24 protein-coding genes and 1 riboswitch are annotated in these 23,853 nt (G+C 67.4%); of the genes, 15 read left to right on the top strand and 9 right to left on the bottom strand.

Features of this window, described 5'->3' with window-relative positions; genetic code table 11:
* Positions 1-327: 327 nt before the first annotated feature.
* Positions 328-2,052 (bottom strand): ABC transporter permease, encoded by a 1,725-nt coding sequence (locus OC184_RS07980; protein WP_265506668.1) that lies wholly within the window; start codon positions 2,050-2,052, stop codon positions 328-330.
* Positions 2,053-2,143: 91 nt separating this feature from the next.
* Between OC184_RS07980 and OC184_RS07975 the strand changes: the two genes are divergently transcribed.
* Entirely contained in the window at positions 2,144-3,019 is an 876-nt protein-coding gene (locus OC184_RS07975) for a hypothetical protein (protein WP_265506667.1), read from the top strand.
* Positions 3,020-3,023: 4 nt separating this feature from the next.
* Here the strand turns inward: OC184_RS07975 and OC184_RS07970 are convergent, their stop codons facing one another.
* Entirely contained in the window at positions 3,024-3,275 is a 252-nt protein-coding gene (locus tag OC184_RS07970) for a DUF2312 domain-containing protein (protein WP_265506666.1), read from the bottom strand.
* A 99-nt stretch (positions 3,276-3,374) separates the two neighbouring features.
* Between OC184_RS07970 and OC184_RS07965 the strand changes: the two genes are divergently transcribed.
* The 10 genes from OC184_RS07965 to OC184_RS07920 all read left to right on the top strand — a co-directional run bounded on the left by OC184_RS07965 (position 3,375) and on the right by OC184_RS07920 (position 11,795).
* Positions 3,375-3,602: a hypothetical protein gene (locus OC184_RS07965; RefSeq protein WP_265506665.1), complete on the top strand. Its 228-nt coding sequence runs from the start codon at positions 3,375-3,377 to the stop codon at positions 3,600-3,602.
* Entirely contained in the window at positions 3,599-4,048 is a 450-nt protein-coding gene (dtd, locus tag OC184_RS07960) for a D-aminoacyl-tRNA deacylase (RefSeq protein ID WP_265506664.1), read from the top strand. The genes OC184_RS07965 and dtd overlap by 4 nt, the downstream gene beginning before the upstream one ends.
* Before the next feature lie 357 nt (positions 4,049-4,405).
* The gene (locus tag OC184_RS07955) at positions 4,406-5,632 is read left to right on the top strand and encodes a DEAD/DEAH box helicase (protein WP_265506678.1); all 1,227 of its coding nucleotides are present in this window, start codon (positions 4,406-4,408) and stop codon (positions 5,630-5,632) included.
* Positions 5,633-5,718: 86 nt separating this feature from the next.
* The gene (locus OC184_RS07950) at positions 5,719-6,291 is read left to right on the top strand and encodes a thymidine kinase (protein WP_265506663.1); all 573 of its coding nucleotides are present in this window, start codon (positions 5,719-5,721) and stop codon (positions 6,289-6,291) included.
* An 87-nt stretch (positions 6,292-6,378) separates the two neighbouring features.
* Positions 6,379-7,533 carry a D-alanyl-D-alanine carboxypeptidase family protein gene (locus OC184_RS07945; RefSeq protein WP_265506662.1) on the top strand — a complete coding sequence of 385 codons (1,155 nt, stop codon included), beginning with the start codon at positions 6,379-6,381 and terminating at the stop codon, positions 7,531-7,533.
* The gene (gene tmk, locus OC184_RS07940; protein WP_265506661.1) at positions 7,533-8,129 is read left to right on the top strand and encodes a dTMP kinase; all 597 of its coding nucleotides are present in this window, start codon (positions 7,533-7,535) and stop codon (positions 8,127-8,129) included. Before OC184_RS07945 ends, tmk begins: the two co-directional genes overlap by 1 nt.
* Complete coding sequence (locus tag OC184_RS07935; protein ID WP_265506660.1) at positions 8,126-9,238, top strand: DNA polymerase III subunit delta'; 1,113 nt, start codon at positions 8,126-8,128, stop codon at positions 9,236-9,238. The genes tmk and OC184_RS07935 overlap by 4 nt, the downstream gene beginning before the upstream one ends.
* Before the next feature lie 3 nt (positions 9,239-9,241).
* Positions 9,242-10,039 carry a TatD family hydrolase gene (locus tag OC184_RS07930; RefSeq protein WP_265506659.1) on the top strand — a complete coding sequence of 266 codons (798 nt, stop codon included), beginning with the start codon at positions 9,242-9,244 and terminating at the stop codon, positions 10,037-10,039.
* On the top strand, positions 10,036-10,854 hold the full coding sequence (locus OC184_RS07925) for an MBL fold metallo-hydrolase (protein WP_265506658.1): 819 nt from the start codon (positions 10,036-10,038) through the stop codon (positions 10,852-10,854). Before OC184_RS07930 ends, OC184_RS07925 begins: the two co-directional genes overlap by 4 nt.
* Entirely contained in the window at positions 10,851-11,795 is a 945-nt protein-coding gene (locus OC184_RS07920; RefSeq protein ID WP_265506657.1) for an AEC family transporter, read from the top strand. Before OC184_RS07925 ends, OC184_RS07920 begins: the two co-directional genes overlap by 4 nt.
* A gap of 2 nt (positions 11,796-11,797) precedes the next feature.
* On the opposite strand, the gene OC184_RS07915 is transcribed toward OC184_RS07920, so the two are convergent.
* The 7 genes from OC184_RS07915 to OC184_RS07885 all read right to left on the bottom strand — a co-directional run bounded on the left by OC184_RS07915 (position 11,798) and on the right by OC184_RS07885 (position 20,166).
* On the bottom strand, positions 11,798-12,358 hold the full coding sequence (locus OC184_RS07915; protein ID WP_265506656.1) for a hemerythrin domain-containing protein: 561 nt from the start codon (positions 12,356-12,358) through the stop codon (positions 11,798-11,800).
* Entirely contained in the window at positions 12,355-13,305 is a 951-nt protein-coding gene (locus tag OC184_RS07910) for an ABC transporter permease (RefSeq protein ID WP_265506655.1), read from the bottom strand. The genes OC184_RS07915 and OC184_RS07910 overlap by 4 nt, the downstream gene beginning before the upstream one ends.
* Positions 13,306-13,308: 3 nt before the next feature.
* The gene (locus tag OC184_RS07905; protein WP_265506654.1) at positions 13,309-14,610 is read right to left on the bottom strand and encodes an ABC transporter permease; all 1,302 of its coding nucleotides are present in this window, start codon (positions 14,608-14,610) and stop codon (positions 13,309-13,311) included.
* 53 nt (positions 14,611-14,663) lie between these two features.
* On the bottom strand, positions 14,664-15,740 hold the full coding sequence (locus OC184_RS07900) for an ABC transporter substrate-binding protein (protein WP_265506653.1): 1,077 nt from the start codon (positions 15,738-15,740) through the stop codon (positions 14,664-14,666).
* 78 nt (positions 15,741-15,818) lie between these two features.
* Entirely contained in the window at positions 15,819-16,889 is a 1,071-nt protein-coding gene (locus tag OC184_RS07895) for an ABC transporter substrate-binding protein (RefSeq protein WP_265506652.1), read from the bottom strand.
* A 59-nt stretch (positions 16,890-16,948) separates the two neighbouring features.
* Positions 16,949-18,052 (bottom strand): ABC transporter ATP-binding protein, encoded by a 1,104-nt coding sequence (locus OC184_RS07890; protein ID WP_265506677.1) that lies wholly within the window; start codon positions 18,050-18,052, stop codon positions 16,949-16,951.
* 218 nt (positions 18,053-18,270) lie between these two features.
* On the bottom strand, positions 18,271-20,166 hold the full coding sequence (locus tag OC184_RS07885; RefSeq protein WP_265506651.1) for a DEAD/DEAH box helicase: 1,896 nt from the start codon (positions 20,164-20,166) through the stop codon (positions 18,271-18,273).
* A 242-nt stretch (positions 20,167-20,408) separates the two neighbouring features.
* Here OC184_RS07885 and chrA point away from each other — a divergent pair, with 242 nt between their 5' ends.
* From chrA to thiS, 4 genes are all read left to right on the top strand, one after another.
* The gene (chrA, locus tag OC184_RS07880; RefSeq protein WP_265506650.1) at positions 20,409-21,692 is read left to right on the top strand and encodes a chromate efflux transporter; all 1,284 of its coding nucleotides are present in this window, start codon (positions 20,409-20,411) and stop codon (positions 21,690-21,692) included.
* 45 nt (positions 21,693-21,737) lie between these two features.
* Positions 21,738-21,840, top strand: a riboswitch (TPP riboswitch).
* 66 nt (positions 21,841-21,906) lie between these two features.
* Entirely contained in the window at positions 21,907-22,713 is an 807-nt protein-coding gene (gene thiD, locus OC184_RS07875; protein WP_265506649.1) for a bifunctional hydroxymethylpyrimidine kinase/phosphomethylpyrimidine kinase, read from the top strand.
* Positions 22,706-23,665 (top strand): FAD-dependent oxidoreductase, encoded by a 960-nt coding sequence (locus OC184_RS07870; RefSeq protein WP_265506648.1) that lies wholly within the window; start codon positions 22,706-22,708, stop codon positions 23,663-23,665. The genes thiD and OC184_RS07870 overlap by 8 nt, the downstream gene beginning before the upstream one ends.
* On the top strand, positions 23,655-23,852 hold the full coding sequence (gene thiS / locus OC184_RS07865) for a sulfur carrier protein ThiS (protein ID WP_265506647.1): 198 nt from the start codon (positions 23,655-23,657) through the stop codon (positions 23,850-23,852). Before OC184_RS07870 ends, thiS begins: the two co-directional genes overlap by 11 nt.
* Position 23,853: the final 1 nt, after the last annotated feature.

Raw genomic sequence — 23,853 nt, 5'->3', positions numbered from 1 at the left:
CTGAGCTTCAGATGAATGCCCGTGCGCTGTTTGGCGGCTCGACAGCTGCCATATCGCCCTCGTCGACGCCGCAGACGGATCATCGGTGCTCCACGGCGTATTGTTTGTGCCGCTCATGAAGTGAACTCCGCAGAAAAAACTAAGCAGGAGCGATGGGCATAACTATCCCTGTTAATGTGTACGCATAGAGTTGCCTGAACGAGTACGAGAAGTAGAGCATTCTGAGGCACTTCCGAGAGGTACACCGGACAGTTAAGCTGTACTACAGCGCGGGTAAGATAAGAACCCCCGACCCCCTGATTACAAATCAGACGCTCTACCACTGAGCTAAGCCGGCGTTTCCGATCCGTTACCCTGCCCCGCAGAATTCCGCAAGTCGCGCGTGGCGGCGCCCAGGTTGGTGCGTGCCAGAAGGGCGACCGCCAGAAGTCCCACCGCCATGACCAGCAGCGCGGCCGGAGCGGCATTCCCCAGATCCTCGAGGCTGGCGCGTTCATGCGTGCGGGTGGCCAGGGTCTCGTAGTTGAAGGGGCGCAGCAGCAGCGTCGCCGGAAGCTCCTTGACGCAATCGACGAACACCAGAAGCAGCGCCGCTCCGACGGAACCGCGCATCAGCGGCAGGAAGACGTCGCGCAGGACGCCGGCGCTGTCACGGCCAAGCGACCGCGCCGCCATGGGCAGCGATGGCGGTACCCGGGTGAAGGCGCCGTCGATGGCGCCCTGCCCGATGGCGAAGAAGCGCACGACATAGGCAAGCACGATGGCCGCGCCGCTGCCGGTCAGGATCAGCCCCGGATCGCTGCCGGTCACGGCCAGCCAGCCATCGGCGACCCGGTGGTCCAGGGCCGCCAGCGGGATCAGGATCCCCACGGCCAGAACCGCTCCCGGCGCGGCATAGCCCACGGTCGTCACGGGTAACAGAAGGCGGGGCAGCGCGCGTCCCGACAGCCGCGTGCCATAGACCATGACAAGTGCCATCCCCACCGTCAGCAAAGACGCCATCCCCCCCAGCATGATGGTGTGCCATGCCGCACGCAGCAGGCCCGGCGTCACCCAGCCCTGCGGATAGGCCAGCGCATAGCGCAGGATCACCCCCACGGGCAGCAGGAAGCCAAGCGCGAAAGGCAGCACGCAGGCCGCCATCGCCATCAGGCCGACCAACGGGCGCAGCCGCTGGCGCTGGATGGGGCGGGGCTGGCGCGCGCTCTGGTGATAGCGGGCGTTGCGACGGGCGAAGCGTTCCCACAGCGCCAGGGCAACGACGATCAGCAGGATGACGCAGGCGATCTGCGCCGCGCCGCCGGCATTGCGGCGCTCCAGCCAAGTCGTGAAGATCCCGGTGTTCAGGGTCTGCACCCCGAAATAGCTGACGACGCCATAGTCGGCCACGGCCTCCATCATGGCGATGGCCGCCCCCGCGACGATGGCCGGGCGCGCAAGCGGCAGGCCGACGCGCCGGAACAGCGACCAAGGCCCGGTACCGAGGGCACGCGCGACCTCGTAGGCGCTGCCGGACTGCTCGATCAGCGCGGCGCGGGTCAGCAGGTAGACATAGGGATAAAGCGCCGAGGCCAGCACTACGATCGCCGCCTCGATCGAGCGGATGCGCGGAAACCAATAGTCGCGCGCGCTTTCCCAGCCGAACCAACCACGCAGCGCAATCTGCACCGGACCGGAATAGTCCAGGAAATCGGCCAGCGCGTACGCACCGATATAGGCCGGAACCGCCAGCGGCAGCAAAAGCAGCCATTGCAGCGCGCCCCGGCCCGGAAAGTCGTACATGCTGATCAGCCAGGCTGCCCCCGCCCCCATCGCCGCCGCCAGAAGGCCCGTTCCTGCCGCCAGCACCACCGTGTTGCCGAAATAGCGCGGCATGACCGTGGACAAAAGGTGCGGCCAGATGTTGTCGGTGGGGTTCGCCGCGATCCAGGCGACCGCCAGGACCGGCATCAGGACCAGTCCCGCCACGGCGATCGCGGCCAGCGACCATCCGCGACCGCCTGCCTGGCGCAGGGCGTGGTCGTGGCGACGTCTGGCGGTCGTTCGGGTCATGCAGATGGCGTTAAGGCAAAGCGATTTGACTGTCCACGCCAGACGGCTAGATTGCGCCGCAAGACAGCGAGCGGGGCGGCGGGACACGACGATGCAGGTGGCTTTTCACATGGGGGTGCACGGCACCGACGGCGACCGGCTGCTCAAGACCCTGCTGAACAACCGCGCGGCCCTTCGCCAGGCGGGGACCGAGGTGGTCACGCCGAACCGCCATCGCGGCCTTTTCGAAGAGGCGGTGAAGTCGTTGAACGGCGGAACCGCCACCCCCGAAATGGAGCAGATCATGCTGGACGCGATGCTCCATTCCGATGACCCGAAGCGCGTGGTGATGTCGACGCCCACCTTCATGGGCGCGCCAGGTCGCGCCGTCGGGCACGAGGGGCTATATCCCCAGATGGGAATGCGCGCGGCCGCATTGGGGCGGCTGTTTCCCTCGGCCAAGACCGAGTACTTCGTGGCCCTGCGCAATCCCGCGACGCTTTTGTCAGAGGTGCTGCCGCAGTTCAGCGGCAGCGGCTATGACGACCTGATGCAGGGTTGCCATCCGCTGCAGCTGCGCTGGCGGACGACGATCCAGGGCCTTGTCCGCGCGGCACAGGGCCGGCGGATCGTGCTCTGGTGCCACGAGGACGTGCCGCTGATCTGGCCCGAGGTCGTCCGCCTGGTCGGCGCCCTGCCGCCCGAGGTTCCGTTGACTGGCGGGCTGCTCTATCTGCACGACCTTCTGGGCGATCTGGGCATCGCCCGTCTGCGCGACGCGATGGCGGGCCGCGACCAGATGTCCGTGCCGCAGCGCCGCCAGCTTTACGGAGAGGTTCTGGCGACGCATGCCCTTCCGGACGCGCTGGACCAGGTGATCGACCTGCCGGGCTGGGACCAGGATCTGGTCGATCAGGTGACCGCGGCCTATCGCGCCGACGTGGCCGAGATTGCGGTCCTGCCGGGGGTCGAGTTCATCCTGCCCTAGAAGGTCACTCCATTCCCAACGCGGCCTTGTACATGTCGAGGATGGCTTCCTCCTCGGCGATGTCGTCACGGTCGCGCTTGCGCAGGGCGATGATCTTCTTCATGACCTTTGTGTCATATCCGCGGGCCTTGGCCTCGGACATGATCTCCTTCTGGCGCTCGGCGACGTCCTTCTTCTCGGCCTCCAGCTGCTCGAACTGTTCGATGAACTGGCGCAGCTCGTCGGCTGCGACCCCATAGGCTTGATCGTCGGGCATCGGATTCGTCCTTCGTCTGGTTTTCGCGTGGTGTTAGGCGGTCTTGCCGCAAGGCGCAATCGTCGCTAGGACGGCCCGACCCCAACGGCAGGAGCGGGCATGGGCCTTTACGACTGGATCATCTGGGCGGGTGCGGCGCTGACGCTGGCGGGCCTTGTGGCGCTGGTCTGGTGCATCTTCACCGTCGCCCGCGCGCGCAGGCGAGGCTTGGACGACGCCGCGCTGCGCGCCCACATGCGTGGGGTACTGGCGGTCAACATGGCGGCCCTGGCGGCATCCGCCATCGGGCTGATGATGGTGGTCATCGCCATCATCCTGGCATCATGAGAGCGCTGGTCCAGCGGGTGACCGAGGCCTCGGTCACCGTCGATGGTGACGTGATCGGGCGCACCGGTCCCGGCCTGATGATCCTGGTCTGCGCCATGCAGGGCGATCAGGACGCCGCCGCCGACAAGCTGGCGGCCCGCGTGGCCAAGCTGCGGATCTTCCGCGACGACGAAGGCCGCATGAATCGGTCGCTTTTAGACACGGGCGGCAGCGCGCTGGTCGTCAGCCAGTTCACCCTGGCGGCGGACACGCGCACCGGAAACCGCCCCGGCTTCTCGTCGGCCGCCGCGCCGGAGGATGGTCGTCGCCTTTACGAACGCTTCGCCGAAAGCCTGCGCGACCTTGGTGTCCATGTCGAAACCGGCAGCTTCGGCGCCGACATGGCGGTGTCCCTGGTCAACGACGGCCCGGTGACGATCTGGCTGGACAGCGCCGACCGCACTTGACTTTCGGGCCGCCATGGCCTATTTGCATCCCATCGCCGTCCGCTGCCGCGTGAGCAGCCACTGGGCCATGCCCGTCCGACGCCGATACCCCATCCGGTTTCCCATTCACGCGGGGAGGCAGCAGGCATCCTCGTATCGCGCCTGCACCCCTGCAATTGGCTGTGCGACCGCACGGCCCCTGCTCTTGCGTCCGATACGGGGGATGCCGGGCCGAAAGATGTCATGGAACAGAACAACACCCGCCGCCGTCCGAACCGCGGCGGCAAATCCGCGCCCCGCAACGCCGCGCCGCTGGCCGCCAACGAAGGACGCCGCGCCGCGGCCCGCGACCCGCTGCCGACCGGCCCCTTTGCCGACATGGGCATCGACCACCGCATTAACGCCAACATCACGGCCATGGGCCTGACCAAGCCGACGCCGATCCAGGAACAGGGTATACCCGCGGTGGTCCAGGGCCGCGACGTGCTGGGCCTGGCGCAGACCGGTACCGGCAAGACGGCTGCTTTCGGCCTGCCGATGCTGACGCGGCTGATCAACTATGGCAAGAAGCCCGACCCGCGCACCTGCCGTGCGCTGATCCTGGCGCCGACGCGTGAACTGGCCACCCAGATCGCCGCCAATATCGACGCCTATGCCGAAGGCACGCCGATCCGGTCGTTCCGCGTGGTCGGCGGCGCCTCGATCAACGTCCAGACCGAGCGTCTGTCGCGCGGCGTCGACGTGCTGATTGCCACGCCCGGCCGTCTGATGGACCTGATCGAGCGTCGCGCCATCAGCCTCGAGGCCACCACCTACCTAGTGCTGGACGAGGCCGACCAGATGCTGGACATCGGCTTCATCCACACCCTGCGCAAGATCGCGCGGATGCTGCCCCGCGAGCGTCAGACGCTGATGTTCTCGGCCACCATGCCCAAGCTGATGCAGGAGCTGTCGGACACCTACCTGACCGATCCGGTCAAGGTCGCGGTGAACCCTCCGGGCCAGGCGGCGAAGAAGATCGAACAGGGCGTGCACTTCACCACTCAGGGCGACAAGGCGACGCTGCTGGCGGAATACATGTCCAAGCATACGGACGAGCTTGCGATGGTTTTCGGCCGCACCAAGCACGGATGCGAAAAGCTGGCCAAGCTGCTGGAGAAGTGGGGCTTCGCCGTCGCCGCGATCCACGGCAACAAATCGCAGGGCCAGCGCGAGCGCGCGCTGGAAGCCTTCCGCCAGGGCCAGACCAAGGTGCTGGTCGCCACGGACGTCGCCGCGCGTGGCTTGGACATCCCCGAGGTCGCGCATGTCTACAACTATGATCTGCCGAACGTCCCCGAGAACTATGTCCACCGCATCGGCCGCACCGCGCGGGCCGGTCGCGACGGACGCGCCGTGGCCTTCTGCTCCCCTGCCGAGATGGGCGAGCTGCGCGCGATCGAGAAGGCCATGAAGGCCCCGATCCCTGTCATCGGTGGCGCACCCCATGCAGGCGGCGCAGCCGTGGCGCCGGGACCGCAGCGCGGACGCGGCAAGCCGATGGACGGCGGCAACAAGCGCCCCGCACGGCGCCCCTCGCGCCAGCCGAAAAGCCGCCAGGCTTGACCGGCGGACAAAACGACGAAGCCGCGGGGTCCCTCCCGCGGCTTTTGCTTGTCCAGCGGCCGCGCTGCCGGTAAGCGGCGGCCAACATGGCCAAACTCTATTTCAACTACTCGACGATGAATGCCGGCAAGAGCACATTGCTGCTGCAGGCGTCCTACAATTACCGCGAACGCGGGATGGATACGCTGCTGCTGACGGCGGCGCTGGACAGCCGCGCGGGTCCGGGCCGGATCGCCAGCCGCATCGGCATCGCCGATGTCGCGCAGACCTTCGATGCCTCGACGGACTTGGGCGCACTGATCGCGAAGACCGACCCGCGACCCTCCTGTGTCTTCGTGGACGAGGCGCAGTTTCTGACCCACCATCAGGTCTGGCAACTGGCACGGGTGGCCGACGATCTGGGCATCCCCGTCATGTGCTATGGCCTGCGCGTCGACTTCCGGGGTGAGCTGTTCCCCGGTTCCGCCGCGCTTCTGGCTCTGGCCGACGACCTGAGAGAGGTCCGCACCATCTGCCATTGCGGCCGCAAGGCCACCATGGTCATCCGCCGCGACAGCGACGGCCGCGCGATCACCGAAGGGGCGCAGGTGCAGGTCGGCGGGAACGAGACCTACGTCTCTCTCTGCCGCCGGCACTGGCGCGAGGCGGTAGATGGCTGATCAACTTTTGCGCGAACGCCCCCTCTCGCGTTGCGGGACATTCCGGCTTGATGTAACCATCTGCGCAAAGGGGCAAAGGGACTTGAGATGCGCGTCTTTCTGATCTGGATCGCGGCCGTGCTGGCCGTTGCGGCCCCCGCGCGGGCCTTCGATACCAACGCGACGTCGGCATGGGTCTATGACGTCCAGTCGGGCAGCGTCCTGATGGAGAAGAACTCGGACACGCCGATCCCGCCCGCGTCGATGTCGAAGCTGATGACGCTCTACATGCTGTTCGAGGCGCTGCACGAAGGCCGCGTGACGATGGAGACCGAGTTTCCCGTCTCGGTGAAGGCGTGGAAGATGGGCGGGTCCAAGATGTTCGTCGAACCTGCCGACCGCCCCACGGTCGAGCAGCTGATCAAGGGAATCGTCATCAACTCGGGCAACGACGCCTGCGTGGTGGTCGCCGAAGGCCTGGCCGGCACAGAAGAAGCCTTCGCGCGCCGCATGAACGAACGTGCCAAGGAGATCGGGCTGACGCAGACGCATCTGGCCAACGCCTCGGGCTGGCCGCACCCCGAACATCGCATGTCGACCCATGACCTGGGCGTTTTGGCCGCGCACATCATCCGAGAGTTTCCGGAACTCTACAAATACTTCGCGATGACCGAGTTCACTTACAAAAACCGTGTTCCCGCCAACGCCAACAATCGCAATCCCCTGCTGCATCTGGGCAACGGAGAATGGACGGCCGACGGCCTCAAAACCGGACACACCGAAGAGGCAGGCTATGGCCTTGTCGGCTCGGCGGTCCAGGACGGGCGGCGGGTGATCTTCGTGATCTCGGGCCTGCCGTCGGACCGCGCAAGGGCCGAGGAATCTGAGCGGCTGGTGAACTGGGCATTTCGCGAATTCACCATGAGCACGCTGGTTCCGGCGGGCGAGAATGTGGTTGAGGCGCCGGTCTGGCTGGGCACTGCGGGCCGTGTGGGCCTGACCACCGAAAGCGGCGTGAACGTCCTGGTGCCCGCCGGCGCGCAGGACCAGGTCCGGGTCGAGGTCGTCTATGAATCGCCCATACCTGCACCGATCCGTCAGGGCGAAACGCTTGGGCAGCTGGTGGTCACCATCCCCGGAACTCCGGACACGGTCACGCCCCTGATCGCGACCGCCGACATCCCCGAGGCCGGCTTCCTTGGCCGGATGAAGGGTGCCGTGATGCATCTGGGACAGCGCGCGATCAACGCCGCCGGCAGCTAATGCTGATCAGCTTCGAGGGGATCGACGGCAGCGGCAAGACCACGCAAGCCCGCCTTCTGGCCGAGGCTCTGCGCGCCGAGGGCCGCGACGTCCTGCTGACCCGCGAACCCGGCGGCAGCCCCGGCGCCGAGGAAATCCGCCGGCTTCTGGTCGAAGGTGCCGGCGAACGCTGGTCCCCCGAGACCGAGTGCCTGCTGTTTACGGCCGCCCGCCGTGACCATCTGGAGCGCAGCATTCGCCCCGCCCTCGCGCAGGGCCGCGTGGTCATCACCGACCGCTTTGCGGATAGCACCCGCGTCTATCAGGGGGCCGCGCGCGGCGATCTGCGGCAGATCGTCGACAGCCTGCACGCGTTGATGATCGGCATCGAACCCGACCGGACCTTCGTGATCGACATCAATCCCGCCACCGGGCTGTCCCGCGGCAACGCCCGCGGCGGGTCCGAGGACCGATTTGAAAGCCTGGGGCTGCAGTTCCAGGAACGCCTCGCCCTTGGCTTTCGCGCGCTGGCCGCCGAATGCCCAGGCCGCGTTGCGCTGATTGACGGCAGCGGGACCGCCAATGAGGTTGCCAGCCGCGTCAGGGCCGCCTTGTGAAGACGGCCGTCGAGGACATTCCCGAACCCGACCGTGTTCCGGGCGCGCCCCATCCGCGCCACACCCGGCGCGTGATCGGGCAGGACGACGCCATCGCCGCCTTTGCCGATGCCGCGCGCGGCGGTCGCCTGCATCACGCCTGGCTGCTGACTGGGCCACGCGGCGTCGGCAAGGCGACGCTGGCTTGGTCCATCGCACGGTGGCTGCTGTCGGGCGCCGAAAGCGCGAACCTGTCGGTCGACCCCGACGCGCCCGAGGCCCGACGCGTCACCGCCATGTCCGAGCCGCGCCTGCAGCTGATCCGCCGCCCGTGGGACGACAAGACCGGCCGCCTGCGCGCCGAGATCACCGTGGACGAGATCCGGCGCCTCTTGTCCTTCTTTCACCTGTCTTCGGCCGAGGGTGGTCGCCGCGTCGCCATCATCGATGCGGCCGACGACATGAATGTCGCTGCCGCCAATGCCCTGTTGAAGGTGCTGGAGGAACCGCCCGCCGACGCGCTGATCCTGATGATCGCGCACCAGCCTGCGCGCCTGCTGCCGACGATCCGGTCGCGCTGCCGCACGCTGCGGCTGTCGCCGCTGAAACCGCAGCAGATGGCGGGCATCCTCTCGGGCATGGGCATCGACGAAGACGCCGAGGCGCTGGCCGCCCTGTCCGACGGTTCTGTCGGAGAGGCGCTGCGGCTGGCCGGTCAGGGCGGGCTGGACCGCTATCAGGACCTTGTCGACCTGTTCGCTGGCCTGCCGCGTTTGGACCGGCTGGCGGCTGCAAAATTCGCCGAGGGCGCCACAGGCCGCGCAGGGGCGGATGGCGACCCGTTCGATCTGACGATCACCATCCTCGACCGCTTTCTGACCCGCATGGCGCGCGCGGGTCTGATGGGCGCCCCACTGCCGCAGGCTGCGCGTGGCGAAGGCGCGCTGATGGCGCGGCTGTCGCCCGACGACCACGCGGCGCGTATCTGGGCCGAGGCGCAGGCGCGGCTCTCGGCCCGCGCCCGGACCGGGCGGGCGGTCAACCTTGACCCTGCGGCGCTGGTGATGGATATGGTGCTGGAACTGGCGCAGCTGCCGCCCGCCGCGTCTGCCCCACCAAGCCGAGGTTGAACGATGCAGGACGCGACCCCCTTGTCGCTGGTAGACAGCCATTGCCATCTGGACTTCCCGGACTTCGACGGCGAACATGATGCGCTGATCGACCGCGCCCGTGCCGCAGGTGTCGCTCGGATGGTCACGATCTGCACCCGCCTGCGCCAGGAACCGTCCGTCCGCGCCTTGGCCGAGGCCCATGACGGCGTCTTCTACGCCGCCGGCACCCATCCGATGAGCGTGGCCGACGAACCCATGGCCACCGTCGAGCAGCTTGTGGCGCTGGCCGATCACCCGAAGTTCGTGGGCATTGGCGAAACCGGCCTCGATTATCACTACACCGCCGACAGTGCGGCGCAGCAGCAGGAAAGCCTGCGCATCCATATCGAGGCCGCCCGCCGCACCCGCCTGCCCCTGATCATCCACGCCCGTGACGCCGACGATGACATGGCACGCATCCTGACCGACGAGCACCGCGCTGGCGCCTTCAACTGCGTCATGCACTGCTTCAGTTCGGGCATGGCGCTGGCGCGCACGACACTGGACCTGGGGTTCTACCTGTCCATGTCAGGCATCGCGGCCTTCCCCCGCTCGGCCGAGTTGCGCGACATCTTCGCCGCCGCACCCCTGGACCGCATCCTGGTCGAGACTGACAGCCCCTATCTTGCCCCGCCGCCCCATCGTGGGCGTCGGAACGAGCCTGCATATGTCGCCCACACGGCAGCGAAGGGCGCAGAGATCTTCGGCCTGTCGCTGGCTGAATTCGCAAAAGCGACGTCGCGGAACTTCGATCGGCTGTTCTGGAAGGCCGCGGCATGATCCGCGCAACCATCCTTGGATGCGGATCGTCGGGCGGCGTGCCGCGCCTTGGCGACCGCTGGGGCGCCTGCGACCCTGATGAGCCGAAGAACCGCCGCCGCCGCTGTTCGCTTCTGGTCGAGCGCGAGGGCGCAGGCGGCACGACGCAGGTGCTGATCGACACCGGCCCTGACCTTGTCCCGCAGCTTCTGGACGCCGGCATCGCTACGTTGGATGCGGTGGTCTATACGCATGCGCATGCAGACCATGTCCACGGAATCGACGACCTTCGGCAGCTGGTCTTCAACTCGCGCCAGATCCTGCCGCTCTGGGCCGATGCGCCGACGGCCGAGGCTTTGACGGCGCGCTTCGGCTATGTCTTCCAGACCCCCGAGGGAAGCTTCTATTCGCCCATCTGCGCGCTGAACCCGATCGAGGGCCGTATTGACATCGACGGGCCGGGCGGGCGGATCTCGCTGATCCCCTTCCGCGTCCAGCACGGAGAGATCACGGCGCTTGGCTTTCGTATCGGCGGCCTGGTCTATCTGCCCGACGTCTCGGCCATCCCCGAGGCCGCTTGGCCGCTGATCCAGGACGCGCCGGTCTTCATCTGCGACGCCCTGCGCCCGCAACCGCATCCCAGCCACGCCCATCTGGCGCTGGCGCTGGACTGGATCGCCCGCGCCGGCAGCCCCCGCGCGGTGCTGACAAACATGCATATCGACATGGATTATGCGACCGTCGCGGCCAATACGCCAGACCATGTCATTCCCGCCAACGACGGCCTCCGGATCGAGACAGAGGCCCAGACGCCTGAACTGCCCGCCGCTCTATGAGCGCGCTTTTCACGATCATCCTGCCGGTCTTCCTGGTGGTGGGCTTCGGTTACCTGGTAGCCTGGCGCGGCTGGTTCAAACCGGGCGCCGTCGACGGGCTGATGAACTTCGCCCAGAGTTTCGCCGTTCCGACCCTGCTTTTCGCGTCGATGGCGCGGCTGGACCTGGGGTCAGAATTCAGGGCGCAATTGCTGGTGCCCTTCTATGCCGGGGCCTTCGGCGGCTTTGCCGCCGGATGGGCCGGCGCGCGGTTCATATTTCGCCGGTCGGGCGTGGAAAGCGTCGCCATCGGTTTCGTCTGCCTGTTCTCGAACAGTCTGCTGCTGGGTGTGCCGATCACGGAACGGGCCTACGGTTCTGACGCGCTGACGGGCAACTGGGCGATTATCGCGCTGCATTCGCCGATGCTCTACACCTTCGGGATTACGGTGATGGAGTTCACGCGCGCCCGGGGCACGGGCCTGTCGGCAGGCCGCGTGGCGCTGCGGGCGCTGTCGGGCGTGCTGCGGACGTCACTTGTGATCGGCATCCTGGCAGGGCTGACGATGAACCTGCTGATGCAGGCAGGTTTGGTCATGCCGCAGGGTTTCTGGGACGCGGTTGACATGGTCGCGCGCGCCGCCCTGCCTGCCGCGCTGTTCGGCCTGGGCGGCATCCTGCATCGCTATCGCCCCGAGGGCGACATGGCGACCATCGCGATGTGCTGCGCCGTCAGCCTGATCCTGCACCCCGCGATCACCTTCGGCATGGCGGCGGCGCTTGGTCTTGATGTCGCGGGAATGCGATCGGCGGTCCTGACCGCGGCGATGGCGCCGGGGGTCAACGCCTATCTGTTCGCCAACATCTATGGCGCAGCACGGCGGGTTGCGGCGTCCAGCGTCCTGCTGGCGACGGGGTTGTCCACGCTGACAGTCTGGATGTGGCTGTCCGTGCTGCCCTGAGGTCAGATCGGTATGCGCAGCGCGCCCAATGGCTCCTCCAGAACCGTCTCCTCGTATCCAAAATGGGACCGGGCTGCCCGGTCCAAGGCTGCGAAGCGGGTCGCGCAGGCGTCGAAGGTCGTGCCGCCCGGATCGGCAACCAGTTCCTCGGCAGCTTTGTGCAGATCCTCGATCAGGTCGTGGATGACACGATGCTCGGCACGGAGTCGCGCCATGACCGGCGCCAGAAGGTCCCCGCCCCGCTCCTCCAGCGGCGGGAACATCCACGCCTCCTCTATGTCGTGGTGATTCATCAGCAGGGCGCAGTCGCGCCCGCAGGCGGTGCCGAACTGCCGAAAGTTGCGGGCGATCTGCGTTCCCGCGACGGCAGGCGCCAAGGCGTCGGGGGCTGAGTCCCCCTGCCGGATGGCCTGCATCAGCCGCGCCACGGCGGCCAGTTCGGCCCGGTACATGCCGTGGATCGCCGCCAGCCGCCGGCCATGGGCCCGTTCCGCACGTCCCGCACCCGGCCACGGACCGGGACGAGGCCGTGCGGCCTCGTCCTCAAGCTCCTCCGGGGTCATCGGGGCGTGACACCGCGGATGCGTTCCGAGCGCCGGCGCAACAACTCCACCGTGGTCAGCAGCAGGATCGAGAAGATCACCAGCAGCGTCGCCACTGCAAGGATTGCCGGGCTGATCTGCTCGCGGATGCCGTTCCACATCTGCCGGGGAATGGTCTGCTGCTCGGGGCCTGCGATGAACAGGACGGCTACAACCTCGTCGAACGAGGTCACGAAGGCGAAGAGGCCGCCAGAGATGACGCCCGGCAGGATCAGCGGCATCGTTACCCGGAAGAACGTCGTCCGCGGGTTCGCCCCGAGGCTGGCCGCCGCACGGTTCAACGATTGGTCAAAGCCAACCAGCGTCGCCGTCACGGTGATGATCACGAAGGGGATGCCAAGCGTCGCATGGGCCAGGATCACCCCCAGATAGGTGCCGGCCAGTCGGCCGCAGGATGGCGAGAGGCCGAAGAAGGTCAGCAGCTCGCAAGGGTTCGAATAGAAGAAGAACATTCCCGTCGCCGTGATGATCAGCGGCACGATCATGGGCGAGATCAGGATCGCCATGATCGCGCGCCGGAACGGCATCTCGGGCCGCGACAGGCCAAGCGCCGCCAGCGTTCCCAGCACCGTCGCCACCAGTGTCGAGAACACCCCGATGATGATCGAGTTCTTGGCAGCCTGAACCCATTTCGCGTTCGCCCAGGCATCCGACCAGAAGGCCCAGCCCGCGCTGTCGGGGTTCTGCATCCCGAAGGTCAGCAGGCTGCGATACCAGCGCAGGCTGTACCCCTCGGGGTCCAGCGACAGCATCTTGTCCGTGAAGGTGAAATAGGGCTCGACGTTGAAGGACAGCGGGATGATGACGATGATCGGCGCGATCAGGAAGAAGAAGATCGCCGCGCAGATTGCCAGATAGGTATAGTGCCAGACACGCTCCAGCGGGCTTGCATAGGTCGGAACGGCCATGGGTCACCCCAGTTTCAGGTTGTCGACGCCCACGAGGCGGTCATAGAGCCAATAGAGGACCAGCACCGCCGCCAGCAGGATCGCCGCCAGCGCTGCCGCCATCGACCAGTTCAGCGTGTCGGTCATGTGCATCGCGATCATGTTCGAGATCAGCTGCCCCGACGATCCGCCAACCAGCGCAGGCGTGATGTAGTAGCCGACCGCCAGAATGAAGACCAGCATGGCCCCCGCCCCCAGCCCGGGCAGCGTCTGCGGGAAATAGATGCGGCGGAAGGCCGTCCAGCTGGTCGCCCCGAGGCTGCGCGCCGCCCGGACATAGGACGGATTGATCGTCCGCATCACGGAATAGAGCGGCAGGATCATGAACGGCAGCAGGATATGCGTCATCGCGATGATCGTGCCGGTCTGGTTATAGATCATCTGCAGCCGCTGCCCGCCGCCGATCACCCCCAGCCAGACCAGGATGTCGTTCACGACGCCCTGCTGCTGCAGCAGCACCATCCAGCTGGTTGTGCGCACCAGAAGCGAGGTCCAGAAGGGCAGCAGCACAAGGATCATCAGCAGGTTCGATTTGCGCATAGGCAGGGTTGCCAGCAGATGCGCGATCGGAAAGCCCAGGATGAAGGTCAGCGCCGTGATCACGCCGGACAGCCAGAAGGTGCGCCAGAACAGCATCACATAGACCTGCTGGCGCTCCTCGACCTGCTGGATCTGACCCTGGGCATCGCGGGTGCGGTCCACGGCCGCCAGGTAGAAGTTCGCGGTCAGCGGGGTCGCGGCCTCTCGCATCGTGGACCACAGCTGCGGGTCACCCCAGTCCTCGTCGATCTCCAGCAACGCCTGGTCATAGGGCGGCTCGATCCCCCGGCGGACCTGGCGGCCCGTCGAGGTGAAGAGCGACCGGGTGCCGGGCAGGTCATAGTTGATGCGCGTGCCGACGACGCCAATCGTGCGCGCCTCGGCGCTGGCGGTCAGGTCGGCCGCAAGCGCGTTCCAGGCAGCCTCGTCAGGGGGCGTGCCGCGTTCGGTCTGCGCGAACCAGGCGGACACCTGCGGCATGTTGACCGAGAAGCCGTCGTTATAGAAGGACCGCTGCAGCATCTGCCCGATCGGCACCACGAAGGTGACGACGATGAATGCCAGAAGCGGCAGCACCAGAAGGAAGGCCCGGCGCCGCGCCCGGCGCTGGCTGCGCGCCAGGGCGCGGGACAGCGGCTTTCCGTCGGCGGTGGTCAGCCGCTCGGTCGCGACCCCTGATGCGGTGGTCGCGATGGCGGCATGTGGATCAAGTGCGGCGTCGGCCATGTCGTTCCCGGCATTGGGGCCGCCGCGCATCGTCAGGCGCGGCGGCGTTCGGATCAGGAGGAAGCCAGCCAGCTGTTGAAGCGCTCGGTCAGCTCGGCATCATGGTCGGCCCAGAACTCGGGGTCGTCCAGAACGGCGTTCTGCATGTTCGCTTCGGCCGTGGGCATGTGGGGCGCCATCTCGGTCTTGCCGTCCTCGTACATGCCGACCATCGCGGCCGAGGATTTGCGCGACGGGCCATAGGCAATGTATTTCGCCTGATCAGCCAGCCGCTGCGTGTCGGTAGCGAACTTCAGGTACTCCATCGCGGCTTCGGGGTTCGGCGCGTCCTTCGGGATCACGAACATGTCCATGTCCATGTACTGCCCGTCCCAGATCACCTCGAAGGGCTGATCCTCGGCCACCATCGCATCGAAGACGCGGCCGTTATAGACGGTGGTCATGCTGACCTCTCCGTCGGCCAGAAGCTGCACGGGCTGGGCGCCAGCCTCCCACCAGACGACGTCGTCCTTGATCGTGTCCAGCTTGGCGAAGGCGCGGTCAACGCCCTCGTCCGTCGACAGCACGTCATAGATCTCATCGGCCGGGACGCCGTCTGCGATTAGCGCCAGATACAGCGTGCGCTTGGGGTTCTTCGGCAGGCCGCGCTTGCCAGGATAGGTCTCGGTGTCGAAGAAGTCGGCGGCAGTGGTCGGGGCCTCGCCCTCGAACTTCTCGGTGTTGTAGGCGATCACCGTTCCCCAGACAATGTTGGCGACGGCGCAGTCCTGCAGCGCACCTTCGACGAAATCGTCGACGGCGGGCGTGCCATCGGGGGCCGGCGGCAGGGTCGCGGGGTCGATCTCGACCAGCGCGCCCTCGTCGCACAGGCGGATCGCGCTCGACACCTCGATGTCGAAGACGTCGCCGGTGACGTTCCCGGCCTCGACCTGCGCTGTCAGCGGCGTCGCCGGGTCGTCGGCGGCGATCATGTTGACCTTGATGCCGGTCTCTTCGGTGAAAGGCTTGTTATAGGCCTCGACTTGGCTGCGCTCATAGGCGCCGCCCCAGGACACGACGTTGACCTCTTGCGCGGTCGCCGCGAAGGCCAGGCTGGTCAGCGCGGTACCCAGGATCAGTGTGGTTTTCACGTATTTTCTCCCTGCGAGATTGGCCTTTTGCGGCCTTATGTGGCTGTGGCCGGGCCATGGTGCGGCCCGGCCGGCTGCTCAGCTGGCCAGCCAGCTGTTGAAGCGTTCGTTCAGCTCGGCATCGTGGTCGACCCAGAAGTCGAGGTCGGAGCCGAGGGCGTTCTGCATGTTCGCGTCGGTCGTGGGCAGGTGCGGGCCCATCGGCTGGTCCGTGCCCTCGATGTTGCCGACCATCGACGCGGCCGACCGGCGTGGAGGGCCATAGCTGATGAACTCGGCCGCACGGGCCTGGGGCGCAGGCGCCGTGGTCCAGGACACGAACTCCATCGCCTGGTCCAGGTTCGGCGCGCCCTTCGGCACGACCCAGCCCTCCATCTCGTAGATCTGGCCGTCCCAGATGATCTCGAAGGGTTGACCGTCCTGCTGCGCGGCGTTGAAGATGCGGCCGTTGAAGGCGTAGGCCATGTTGACCTCTCCATCGGCCAGCAGCTGCGGCGGCTGTGCGCCGGCCTCCCACCAGATCACCTCGTCCTTGATGGTGTCCAGCTTGGCGAAGGCGCGGTCCACGCCCTCGGGGGTAGAGAGAACGTCATAGACCTCGTCGGCCGGGACGCCGTCGGCCATCAGCGCCAATTCGAGGTTGAACTTGGCGCCCTTGCGCATGGTGCGCTTCCCAGGGAAGGCTTCCAGGTCGAAGAAATCGGCCGGAGACGAGGGCTGCGCATCGGCGTACTTGTCGGCATTGTAGGCCAGCACCATCGAATAGACGTCAGTGCCGACAAAGCACTCGGTGATCGCGCCGTCGATGAAATCCTCTTCGGCGGCGGTGCCGTCCTCGGCCGGGACCAGGATCGCCGGGTCGATCACCTCAAGCGCGCCTTCGTCGCACAGGCGCACCGCATCCGCATATTCGACCGAGGCCACGTCGATCGAGACGTTGCCGGCCTCGACCTGCGCCTTGATCGGCGTGGCGGGGTTGTCGGCATCCGACATGTTGACGGCGATGCCGGTTTCCTCGGTGAAGGGCTTGGCATAGGCCTCCAAGTGGCTGTTGCCATAGGCGCCGCCCCAGGACAGCAGGTTCACGTCGGCCAGCGCGGGTCCGGCCACCAAGCCGATTGCTGTGCCAAGAAAAAGAACTCGTTTCATCAGGGTCTCCAGTTGGAACTAACGTGGCCTTCTGGCCGTCACTTTGGGCTGCGGGCCGGTCAGGTCGGGTCGAGTGCGCGGGCGTCCTGCGGGTGCCATCCGATGCGGATCTGCTGCCCCGGCTGCAGCCGGGTCTGGCCGATGGTGTTGCGCATCTTCATGACGAAATTGTCGCTGCCGGCGACCGCCAGACGGGCGCGCAGGATGTCCCCCATATATACCACGTCGACCACGCGGGCCTCGATGGTATGGGCGCCCTGGGGCATCATCTCGGGCTTGAACTCGACCCGTTCCGGGCGGATCGAGACGGTGGTCCGCTGGCCGACATCACGAATGTTGACCGCGGTCGCGTCGATCACGCCGCCGTCATCCAGGCGAACCAGAGCCTTGTCGCCCTGAAGCTGCTCGATCGTGCCTGGCAGGGCGTTGTTTTCGCCGATGAAGTTAGCGACGAAGCTGTTCTCCGGCGTTTCATAAAGCGCGGCGGGCGGGGCCAGCTGCTGAATGCGCCCGTCGTTGAAGACCGCGATGCGGTCGGACATGGTCAGCGCCTCGCCCTGGTCATGCGTCACATAGACCACGGTGATCCCAAGTTCTTCGTGCAGGTGCTTGATTTCGAACTGCATATGCTCGCGCAGCTGCTTGTCCAGCGCACCCAGAGGTTCGTCCATCAGCACCAGTTCGGGGTCAAAGACCAGCGCACGCGCCAAGGCGATCCGCTGCTGCTGTCCACCGGACAGCTGCGCCGGACGGCGATTGATGAACTTGCCCATCTGGACCATGTCCAACGCTCGCTTGACGCGGGTCTCTCGTTCGGGCTTGCCCATGCCGCGCACTTCGAGCGGGAACGACAGGTTCTCGCCCACGGTCATGTGCGGAAACAGCGCATAGTTCTGGAACACCATCCCGATGCCGCGCTTATGCGGCGGAACCTGGTTGATCGGGCGTCCGTCCAGCCGGATCTCACCATGAGTGGCGGTCTCGAAACCGGCCAACATCATCAGGCAGGTCGTCTTGCCGGAACCGGACGGCCCCAGCATGGTCAGAAACTCTCCCTTGCCTATCGAAAGGTTCAAGTCTTTGACGACAAGGGTTTGTCCATCATAGCTTTTTTGCACATTCTCGAAGGCGACGAACGTGTCGCCGCGGCGGTTGTCCAGCAAAAGGCGCTCTCCCTGTTGTGGTTTGTTGTTCAGCGCAAGGCGGAGGTTATGCGGCCCGTCGGTCAGCTGGCAAGACCAATTGCGACATTTCATGTGCCGTTCCCGGCATGACGAAGAAGCGCCGGACAGAACCTGCCCGGCGCTTTTCAGATGCTGCAAAAACCCGATGATGCCCTGCCTGTGTCGCAGGCAGCATGCGCGGTCGTGGGCTTTAAACGTCAGCCCGGCCGCTTCGGCCCCTTGCGGTGCGGCTTCGGCCCGCCCGGACGATCGGCGCGCGGCTTGCCCTTGGCCGCCCATGCGGGCTTGCCGCCGCCCTCGGTGGTCGAGGACTTCTTCTTCCACGCCTTCAGCGGCGGGCGCGGGCCGTCCGTGCGCGGATCGGCCAGCGGTGCGTCGTCAGGAACCCAGCCGCCGCGAGCCGCCTTGACGCGGGCCTTGTGCCCTTGGTCGTCGGCGGGCTTGCTGCGCGGCGCAGGCTTGCGCGCGGGCTTGTCGTCGCGATCGAACCGAGGCCGCGGTGCGCTGTCCAGATCGGGTTCGCCCTGCATCCGACGCATCGTCACCTCGGGGCTAATCTCGATGAAGTCGCCAAAGCGGTCGGCCTGGTCTGCGGCGATCTGCACGTAGGACAGGTCCTGCTTCACCCGGATCGCGCCGATCCCGTCGCGGGTGATCCCGCCAGCATCGCAGATCTTGGGCAGCAGCCAGCGTGCCTCGGCCCGGCCGGAATGGCCGACCGACAGCGTGAACCAGACCGACGGCCCGAACTCGCGCGGCTGACGCGGCGCCATGGGCGCGGGCGGGGCCTGCGTCTCCATCAACTCCTCGGCAGCGGGGCGGCCTTCGCGCCACAGCTTCAGGAAGGCCGATGCGACCTGTTCCGCACCGAAACGCTCCAGCAGCTGCGCCGCCAGCGGGGCATCCTCGCCCACCTCCTCGGTCAGGCCGGGATGGTCCAGCATCCGTTCGTCATCGCGCGACCGCACGTCGTCGGCCGAGGGCGCCTTGACCCATTCCGCGACCACCTTGGCGTTCTGCAGCAGCCGCTGCGCGCGCTTGTAGTCGGACGACGGCACGATCAGCGCCGACACGCCCTTCGACCCGGCCCGTCCGGTCCGGCCGGACCGGTGCAGCAGCGTTTCTGGATTGGTGGGCAGATCGGCGTGGATCACCAGCTCCAGCCCCGGAAGGTCGATGCCGCGTGCGGCGACGTCGGTCGCGATGCAGACCCGCGCGCGCCCGTCACGCAGCGCCTGCAGCGCATGCGTCCGCTCCTGCTGCGACAGCTCGCCAGACAGCGCCACGACCTTGAAGCCGCGGTTCGACATGCGCGCCAGCAGGTGGTTCACGTTGGCCCGCGTCTTGCAGAAGACGATGGCGGTCTGCGCCTCGTGGATGCGCAGCAGGTTGAAGATCGCGGGCTCGCGGTCGCGGGCGGTCACGGAATAGGCGCGATAGGCGATATCGCCGTGCTGACGCGCTTCGCCCTGGGCGCTGATGCGCAGGGCGTCACGTTGGAAATCGCGGGCCAGCTTCTCGATCGCGGGCGGCACCGTGGCCGAAAACATCAGCGTGCGCCGATCCTCGGGGGCGGCGCTCAGGATGAACTCCAAGTCCTCGCGGAAGCCCAGGTCCAGCATCTCATCGGCCTCATCGAGGACGGCCGCGCGCAGGGCCGACAGGTCCAGGCTGCCCCGGTCGATGTGGTCGCGCAGGCGGCCCGGCGTGCCGACGACGATCTGCGCCCCACGGGCCAGAGCCCGGCGCTCGTTGCGGTAATCCATGCCGCCGACGCAGGTCGCGATCTGCGCCCCCGTCCCGGCATAAAGCCACTCCAGTTCTCGGGCCACCTGCAGCGCCAGTTCGCGCGTGGGCGCGATGGCCAGCGCCAGCGGCAGATCGCCCTCGGGCAGGCGGTCTCCCTCCAGCAGGTCGGCGCCCATCGCCAAGCCGAAGGCCACGGTCTTGCCGGACCCGGTTTGCGCCGACACCAGGACGTCACGGCCCTGCGCCTCGGCCGTCAGGACGGCGGTTTGCACGGATGTCAGGCTGTCATAGCCCTTCTCGGCCAGCGCCGCCTGAAGCGGTGCGGGAAAATTCTGTTCGGTCATTCTATTCGCCAAATGCGGGGATGCCGTTCGCAAGGCATCCGGTGAGCGGACCCCATCGTCGCTGCGACCGGCCCACCCTGCACCCGCCGCCCCGAAACTGCAGGGCCAAGAGCGGTCCCATACGCGAGCAGCCCGCGAAAGTCCATGACCTTTCGGCCGGACCATGACCGCCGTGTGACAGTGACCGCCGCGGCGCTTGACGGAATACCCCCCGCGAGGCACCAACCGGGAAAGGAGACGCCATGCATCCGAACGCGCAACCCGACGTCGGCACGGCATTCAGGGTCTGGGCACGGGTCGCGGCGCTCAGCTTTGGGGGGCCGGCGGGGCAGATCGCGGTCATGCACCGCATCCTGGTCGAGGAGCGGCGGTGGATCGACGAGGCGCGCTTTCTTCATGCCCTGAACTTCTGCATGCTTCTGCCGGGCCCCGAGGCGCAGCAACTGGCGACCTATATCGGCTGGCTGACCGGCGGCGTGCGCGGCGCGCTGATCGCGGGCGTGCTGTTCATCCTGCCGGGTGTGGTCGCGATCATGACGCTCAGCTGGATCTATGTCCTCCTGGGCGACGTGGCGGTGGTCGAGGGGCTGTTCTTCGGCCTAAAGGCGGCAGTGCTGGCCATCGTCGTGCAGGCCGTCGTCAGACTGGCCGGAAAGGCCCTGCCCACCCCTCCGCTGCGGGCGCTGGCGCTGGTGGCCTTCGTCGCGCTTTTCGCGTTCGACGCGCCGTTTCCGCTGGTCATCGCCGGTGCCGCGCTGATCGGCGCCTTGATGCCGGCGGCACCCCTAGCCCCCACGGCGGCTGCGCTGGCGCCGCCAGACGCCGGCGCGGCCCGGCGGGCGGCGGTCTGGGCGCTGGCGCTGTGGCTGGCCCCGGTGGGCCTGCTGGCGCTTCTGGCGCCGGGCAGCGTCTTTGCCGACATCGCGGTCTTCTTTTCCAAGCTTGCCGTCCTGACCTTCGGCGGCGCCTATGCCGTCCTGGCGTGGGTTGCGCAAGAGGCGGCAGGTCCCCTTGGCTGGCTGCAGCCCGGAGAGATGCTGGACGGCCTCGGCATGGCCGAGACGACGCCGGGGCCGCTGATCATGGTGCTGCAGTTCGTCGGCTTCATGGCGGCGCTGCGCGAGGGCGGCGGGCTGCTGGCCGCCACCGCGGGTGGGCTGCTGGCAACCTGGGTGACCTTCGCGCCCTGCTTCGCGTGGATCTTCCTCGGCGCCCCGTTCATGGAGCGTCTGAGTCAGAACCGGCCGCTGGCCGCCGCCCTGCGTGCCGTGACGGCCGCCGTGGTGGGCGTCATCCTGAACCTGGCGCTGTGGTTCGCGGTGCACCTGATCTGGACCCGGACCACGCTTCTTGCTGCAGGTCCGCTGAGGATCGAGCTGCCGATCATGGGCTCGGTCGACTTGGCCGCGGCAGCCTTGTCGGCGGTGGCGCTTGTGGCGGCGCTGCGTCTGCGGGTGGGCATGGCACCGTTGCTGGCCGGGTCCGGCCTGGCCGGAATGGCGCTGCACCTGTCCGGCATGACCTGAAAAGCCCCCCTTGAACCGGGCCGCGCGGATCGCTAGTCTGGCGTCTGCAAACCGTTGGGGTGTCCCGTGAAGGGGCTGAGAGGCGTCGAGCCAACCCATCGAACCTGATCCGGGTCATACCGGCGGAGGGAACGGTGCAGATGATCGCGGCCCGCGGCCGCCCTTTGTCCCCCTTCGCCCGGTCACGTCCCGCAAGACGCCGAAGGGGGACGACGTGACCACATCCATCGCACTGACCATCGCCGGATCTGATTCCGGCGGAGGCGCAGGCATTCAGGCGGATCTGAAGACATTCTCGGCGCTTGGCTGCTATGGAGCAAGCGTCGTCACGGCGCTGACCGCTCAGAACACGCGCGCCGTGACGCGGGTCGAGGCCGCAAGCCCTGCCATGATCTCGGCCCAGATCGAGGCGGTCTTCGACGACCTGGACATCCGGGCGGTCAAGCTGGGGATGCTGGGAGGGAGCGACGCGATTGAAGCCGTGGCCTGCGGCCTGCGGGACAGGGGCGTCCCTGTGGTGCTGGACCCGGTCATGGTGGCCAAGTCAGGCGACACGCTGCTGCCCGCCGATGCCATCGCCACGCTGCGCGACCGTATCCTGCCGCTGGCCGACCTGCTGACACCGAACCTGCCAGAGGCTGCGCGCCTGCTGGACACAGCCGTCGCCACGACCGAGGTGGAAGTCTTGACCCAAGCCAGGGCGCTTCTGGACCTTGGCCCAAAAGCGGTGCTGATGAAGGGCGGCCATGCCGAGGGGCCGGACTGCATCGACCTGCTGGTGACGCACGATGCCGTGATGCGGCTGTCGGCTCCGCGGCAGCTGACGAAGAACACCCACGGCACCGGCTGCACCCTGTCGGCGGCGGTCGCGGCGGGGCTGGCGCAGGGCCTGCCGCTGTCCGACGCAGTGCACCGGGCGCATGACTATCTGCAGCGGGCCATCGCCGCCGCCGACGCCCTGCAGGTGGGCCGCGGGCACGGGCCTGTCCACCACTTCCACGCGGTCTGGGCCCATGACTGACGTCACGATCATCGGGGCCGGTGTCGCTGGCCTCTTTGCCGCGCACGAGCTGCTGCGGCGGGGGGTCCACCCCCGCATCCTGGACCGGAACGGCCCGCCGGGACCGCATGGCTGCTCCTGGTGGGCAGGCGGGATGCTGGCGCCCTGGTGCGAGGGGGTGACCGCCGAACCCGTCGTCGCCCGTTTGGGCGCAGGGGCCGCGTCGGCCTGGGCCGAGATCACACCGGTCACACACAACGGCACGCTCGTGGTGGCGCTGGACCGCGACCGGGCCGAGCTGTCGCGCTTTGCCCGCCGCGCCACCGGCCACCAGTCCTGCGATACCGCCGAGGCAGAGCCTGACCTGCCCCGCAGGCAGGGCCTCATTTTCCCCGACGAGGCGCACTTGGACCCCCGTCGCGCCCTGGCGGATCTGCAAGCCAAGCTTGCCGCGCAGGGCGTCCAGATCGAAACCGCCGCGGCCACACCCGAGGACGTCCCCGGCACCGTGATCGACGCCCGGGGCCTTGCCGCCGGTCTTCCTGGCCTCCGCGGGGTGCGGGGCGAGATGGTCGTCCTGCATGCACCGGACATCCGGCTGTCACGCCCAGTGCGCCTGCTGCATCCCCGGCATCCGATCTATCTTGTGCCGCGGCGGGACGGGCTCTTCATGCTGGGCGCCACGCAGCTGGAAAGCGCCTCTCGGGCGCCGGTCAGCGCAAGGTCGGCGCTGGAGCTGCTGTCGGCGGCCTATGCGCTCGACCCGCGCTTCGCCGAGGCAAGCGTGTTCGAACTTGGCGCCGACCTGCGCCCGGCCTTCGCCGACAACGTGCCACGCGTGATCGTGCAGGGCCGGGTCCTGCAGCTGAACGGCCTTTTTCGGCACGGCTATCTGATGGCCCCGGCGCTGGCCCGGCAGGCCGGCGATTATCTTCTTAGCGGAACGAAGGGAGAGCTTGTCCATGAGGGTTGAAGTCAACGGAACCGCGCGAGACATCGCCGCCGACACGGTCCAGGACGCGCTGGCCGAGCTGGGCTGGGCCGAGGCCCGCGTCGCCACCGCCCTAAACGGCGAATTCCTGCCCTCGACGGCCCGCGCCACGCAGCCCCTGCGGGATGGCGATCGCCTTGAGGTGCTGGCCCCGATGCAGGGGGGCTGAG

It is taken from the genome of Paracoccus rhizosphaerae (genome assembly GCF_026162645.1).
GTDB lineage: Bacteria > Pseudomonadota > Alphaproteobacteria > Rhodobacterales > Rhodobacteraceae > Paracoccus > Paracoccus rhizosphaerae.
The sequence above is the reverse complement of the archived record's forward strand: the minus strand, read 5'-3'. Positions and strand labels throughout refer to the sequence as shown.

Coding starts and splice junctions, on each gene's coding strand:
- OC184_RS07980 (WP_265506668.1), bottom strand. CDS start 2,052: ATGACCCGAACGACCGCCAGACGTCGCCACGACCACGCCCTGCGCCAG.
- OC184_RS07975 (WP_265506667.1), top strand. CDS start 2,144: ATGCAGGTGGCTTTTCACATGGGGGTGCACGGCACCGACGGCGACCGG.
- OC184_RS07970 (WP_265506666.1), bottom strand. CDS start 3,275: ATGCCCGACGATCAAGCCTATGGGGTCGCAGCCGACGAGCTGCGCCAG.
- OC184_RS07965 (WP_265506665.1), top strand. CDS start 3,375: ATGGGCCTTTACGACTGGATCATCTGGGCGGGTGCGGCGCTGACGCTG.
- dtd (WP_265506664.1), top strand. CDS start 3,599: ATGAGAGCGCTGGTCCAGCGGGTGACCGAGGCCTCGGTCACCGTCGAT.
- OC184_RS07955 (WP_265506678.1), top strand. CDS start 4,406: ATGGGCATCGACCACCGCATTAACGCCAACATCACGGCCATGGGCCTG.
- OC184_RS07950 (WP_265506663.1), top strand. CDS start 5,719: ATGGCCAAACTCTATTTCAACTACTCGACGATGAATGCCGGCAAGAGC.
- OC184_RS07945 (WP_265506662.1), top strand. CDS start 6,379: ATGCGCGTCTTTCTGATCTGGATCGCGGCCGTGCTGGCCGTTGCGGCC.
- tmk (WP_265506661.1), top strand. CDS start 7,533: ATGCTGATCAGCTTCGAGGGGATCGACGGCAGCGGCAAGACCACGCAA.
- OC184_RS07930 (WP_265506659.1), top strand. CDS start 9,242: ATGCAGGACGCGACCCCCTTGTCGCTGGTAGACAGCCATTGCCATCTG.
- OC184_RS07925 (WP_265506658.1), top strand. CDS start 10,036: ATGATCCGCGCAACCATCCTTGGATGCGGATCGTCGGGCGGCGTGCCG.
- OC184_RS07920 (WP_265506657.1), top strand. CDS start 10,851: ATGAGCGCGCTTTTCACGATCATCCTGCCGGTCTTCCTGGTGGTGGGC.
- OC184_RS07915 (WP_265506656.1), bottom strand. CDS start 12,358: ATGACCCCGGAGGAGCTTGAGGACGAGGCCGCACGGCCTCGTCCCGGT.
- OC184_RS07910 (WP_265506655.1), bottom strand. CDS start 13,305: ATGGCCGTTCCGACCTATGCAAGCCCGCTGGAGCGTGTCTGGCACTAT.
- OC184_RS07905 (WP_265506654.1), bottom strand. CDS start 14,610: ATGGCCGACGCCGCACTTGATCCACATGCCGCCATCGCGACCACCGCA.
- OC184_RS07895 (WP_265506652.1), bottom strand. CDS start 16,889: ATGAAACGAGTTCTTTTTCTTGGCACAGCAATCGGCTTGGTGGCCGGA.
- OC184_RS07885 (WP_265506651.1), bottom strand. CDS start 20,166: ATGACCGAACAGAATTTTCCCGCACCGCTTCAGGCGGCGCTGGCCGAG.
- chrA (WP_265506650.1), top strand. CDS start 20,409: ATGCATCCGAACGCGCAACCCGACGTCGGCACGGCATTCAGGGTCTGG.
- OC184_RS07870 (WP_265506648.1), top strand. CDS start 22,706: ATGACTGACGTCACGATCATCGGGGCCGGTGTCGCTGGCCTCTTTGCC.
- thiS (WP_265506647.1), top strand. CDS start 23,655: ATGAGGGTTGAAGTCAACGGAACCGCGCGAGACATCGCCGCCGACACG.